The organism is Streptomyces niphimycinicus, from assembly GCF_018883605.1.
Taxonomy (GTDB): domain Bacteria; phylum Actinomycetota; class Actinomycetes; order Streptomycetales; family Streptomycetaceae; genus Streptomyces; species Streptomyces niphimycinicus.
On sequence record NZ_JAHLEM010001053.1, the window covers coordinates 1 to 3,829 of the forward strand.

The following is a 3,829-nucleotide window of genomic DNA, read 5'->3' on the forward strand; positions in this document are numbered from 1 at the left end:
CGCCGCGGCGGGCTGGGCCTCGGCGGGCTTCGCGGCCGGGACGGCGGGCTTGGCCTCCGCCGGCTGGGCCGGAGCCGCCGGGGCGGCACTCGCTGCTACTCCCTGTGGTGGCTTGACCACCGCGGAGCCGGTGTCCTGACCCGGCTTGTAGTCGGCGAAGAAGTCCCACCAGGCTCGGTCGACCGAGTTCGGGTCCTGGAGGTACTGCTGGTAGATCTCGTCGACGAGCCACTCATTGGGGCCGAAGGCAGCAGCAGGGTTACTTCCCTGCCCGTCCTGCTCATCGGTCGAGACGCTCGAGGTGTTGGGGGACTGTGGCGACACGGCGGCAACCGCCCTCTTCCGCTTCCTAAGGTGGTGGACAGCGGGAATTAAGGCTACGCCCCTTGGACCCTTACGTGCAGGCCGCACTGGTCATCGTCGCGCAAGTCACATTGATTGGCGGGTTTCAGCGCATGACTCACCGGGAAACACCCGGGGTTTCGTGTGTTTCCTCACGCGGGGCAGCGCAAACGTGCACCCCTGCCGCTCGTATGTGCGCGACAGGAGTGACTTTACTTCAACTTTGATCTCAGGGGGTGGCCGGTTTGGATTCCGGTGCCGGTCCGGGGAGGGTGACCTGGATCCGGCAGCCCCGCGGGGACTCCGCCACGCCTATCCGCCCGCCGTGCAGATCCACCGCCCAGCGCGCGATCGCCAGCCCCAGACCGGTGCCGCCGTCGCTGACCTGGCCCGGCCGGCGCCGGCTCCCGTTCGCCGAGCTGTCGGGGGAGAGCCCGCCCCGGTTGAACCGCTCGAAGACCCGGTGCCGCTCCGCCTCCGGGATGCCGGGGCCCTCGTCCAGCACCTCCAGCTCCAGGCTCTCCGGGCCGCCGGCACCGCGCCGGGCGCGCACGGTCACCCGGCCGTGCGCCGGGCTGTGCTTCACCGCGTTGTCGATGAGGTTCGCCATCACCTGGTGCAGCCGCTCGGCGTCGGCGTGGGCGGTCAGCTCGGGCGGGGAGACGTCCAGATTGAGATGGACGTCCGTCCGGGTGTGCGCGCCCGACTGGGACTCCGCGCCCTTGGCCATGCTCGCCTCCTTGAGGATTCCGGCCAAATATGGCCAGACCTCGAACCGCCGCATGTGCAGCGGCACCACCCCGTTGTCGAGGCGGGAGAGATCGAGAAGCTGATCCACCAGGCGGCCCAGCCGCTGGGTCTGCCGCAGCGCGACCCGCATGGTCTCCGGATCGGCCTCCGAGACCCCGTCCACCACGTTCTCCAGCACGGCGCGCAGGGCCGCGATGGGGGTGCGCAGCTCATGCGAGACATTGGCGACCAGTTCCTTGCGGTGGGTGTCCACCGCCTCCAGGTCGGCCGCCATCCGGTTGAACGCGGTCGCCAGGTCGCCGAACTCGTCCCGGCGCTGGGCCGCCTGGACCCGCCGGGTGTAGTTGCCGTTCGCCATCGCCCGGGTGACCTCGGTCATCTCGTCCAGCGGCGCGGTCAGCCCGTGGGCCACGAACTGGGTGATCAACAGCGAGGCGATGATCGAGAAGATGGTGATCACGCGCAGCTCGGTATCGGAGTGCACCGCCGCGAAGACCAGCCACGTGGTGATGATCACCGAGCCGATGACCAGCGCCCCCAGCGCCGCCTTGACCGAGCGGTACGGGTCGAAGGGCCGCAGCGCCTCCCAGATCCGGGCCCAGGTGGCGCGGGACAGCGCCCGCCGGCCCTTGGGGTCGACATACATCCGGCAGACCTTGGGAACCCGGGCTCCGGGGATCCGCCAGCCTTTGGGCACCAGGGCCCCGGGGATCCGCCAGCCCTTGGGCACCAGGGCCCCGGGAATCCGCCAGACCTTGGGAACCCTGCGCGCCCAGCGGCCCTTCCTCATGCCGCCGGGGTCTCCAGGGCGTAGCCGACGCCGTGCACCGTACGGATCCGCTCCGCGCCGATCTTCCGCCGCAGCGCCTTGATATGGCTGTCCACGGTGCGGGTGCCCGAGGCGTCCGCCCAGTCCCACACCTCGGCCAGCAACTGCTCACGCGAGAGCACCGCGCGCGGGGTGTTGGCCAGACAGACCAGCAGATCGAACTCGGTCGGGGTCAGATGCACATCCGAGCCGCGCACCCGCACCCGGCGCTGGGCGTGGTCGATCTCCAGCTCGCCCAGGCGCAGAATCCCGCTGCGCGGGGTGTGCGCGGCCAGCGCCGCCCGCTCCACCCGCCGCAGCAGCACATGCACCCGCGCGGCCAGTTCGCGCATGGAGAACGGCTTGGTCATGTAGTCGTCGGCGCCGACCCCGAGCCCCACCAGCATGTCGGTCTCGTCATCGCGCGCGGTCAGCATCAGTACCGGCACCGGACGGCGGGCCTGTACCCGGCGGCAGACCTCCAGACCGTCGAAGCCCGGCAGCATCACATCGAGGACCAGCAGATCGGGCTGCCACGCCTCGGCCGTGTCGACCGCCGCCGGACCGTCTCCCGCCGTCTGGACCTGGAACCCCTCGGCACGCAGCCGGGCCGCGATGGCGTCCACTATGGTCGGATCGTCCTCGACGACGAGGACCCGGCGCTGTGCGCCAGGGGTGGTCGTGGCGGTCCCGTTGTGACCGTTATGAGTCTGCTCCATACGCCCGCCCCTGCGTCTTCCGGTGAAACCCACGGCTCGCGCCTGGTCATCGCTCAGCCGCGTTTGGTAGGCAAGCAAGCGTAAAGCCAGCGTACGCGGCTTTGCTACGCGCCCCGAACGGCGAGATGCACGACGTCGGGAACACCCCGGGCAACGGTGACCTCTTCCGTACGCACCCGCGTGAACCCGGCATTACGGAGAGATTCCTCGAACGCGGGTGACGGCCGCGCCGACCATACGGCCAGCACTCCGCCCGGCGCGAGGCGCGCGGCGCAGGCGGCGAGCCCGGCGGGGGAGTAGAGGCCGTCGTTGTCCTCGGTGACGGTCCAGTCGGGGCCGTTGTCGATGTCCAGGCACAGCGCGTCATAGGTCCGCGGGGGCCGCGGTGTCTGTGGGGTGTGCGGTGTCTGCGAGGTCTCCGGGCCGGTCCGCAGCCAGGCGACCAGATCGGCGTGGACGATCTCGGCGCGCGGATCGGCCAGCGCCCCGGCGGTCATGGCCGCCAGGGGTCCATCGCGGTGCCAGTCGATCACCGCCGCCTCCCGCTCGACCACCGAGATCCGCCCCCACCGGGGCTCCGCCACCGCCTCGACCAGCGAAAACCCGACGCCGAGCCCACCGATGAGCAGGGCGGGGGAGGGCCGGTCGGCGGGCAGCGTGCCGAGCGCGGCGCGGATGAGCAGCCGCTCGGAGCGGCCGTCGGAGGTGTCCATGAGGAAGCACCCATTGGCGATGATCTCGAAGACGGCGTCGCCCGGCCCTCCGCCGCCGCGCCGCCGCAGCACCACCTCGCCGTACGGACCCTCCCGGCGGTCGACGGTCACCGGCCGGTCGTCGTCGGCGGGCTGGAGGTCGTACGGCGGCTGCGGTTGCGGCGGCATGGGGTGGGGTCCTCCCGGGTGGTCCTGATGCCGCCATCCTCGCGCCGGTCTCGCCCGCCGGTCCAACCGATTCCCCGGTGGTCCGGTGCCATGACGTCGCCCACGTCACAGCCGTCGCCACGGTGACATGACTCACGGCCTCCGGGTTGTTGTTCCCGTTGTCGCGGATATTCGGAGAGCAGAGGGAGTGAGGAAGGGGCGCGGGCGTTGACGACATCGATACGAGGGGCGACGGACGCGGAGCCCGAAGACGCGGATGCCGCCGGGGCGTCGGCGGGGTCTGCGCCGGCCGCGCCCGGGCGCCCTCCGGCCGTCCCGGGCGCGCGGAC

General features: G+C 71.4%; 4 protein-coding genes. All 4 read right to left on the reverse strand.

Annotated features, from left to right (window positions below):
* Window positions 1-324: 2-oxoglutarate dehydrogenase E1 subunit family protein (locus tag KN815_RS47410; protein WP_216347958.1), on the reverse strand; the 324-nt coding region annotated here is incomplete at its 3' end.
* A 247-nt stretch (window positions 325-571) separates the two neighbouring features.
* Window positions 572-1,738, reverse strand: a complete 1,167-nt coding sequence (locus tag KN815_RS47415; RefSeq protein ID WP_216347960.1) for a HAMP domain-containing sensor histidine kinase — start codon at window positions 1,736-1,738, stop codon at window positions 572-574.
* A gap of 140 nt (window positions 1,739-1,878) precedes the next feature.
* Complete coding sequence (locus tag KN815_RS47420; RefSeq protein WP_014054863.1) at window positions 1,879-2,619, reverse strand: response regulator transcription factor; 741 nt, start codon at window positions 2,617-2,619, stop codon at window positions 1,879-1,881.
* 104 nt (window positions 2,620-2,723) lie between these two features.
* Entirely contained in the window at window positions 2,724-3,500 is a 777-nt protein-coding gene (locus KN815_RS47425; RefSeq protein WP_216347959.1) for a spermidine synthase family protein, read from the reverse strand.
* Between the last annotated feature and the right edge of the window lie 329 nt (window positions 3,501-3,829).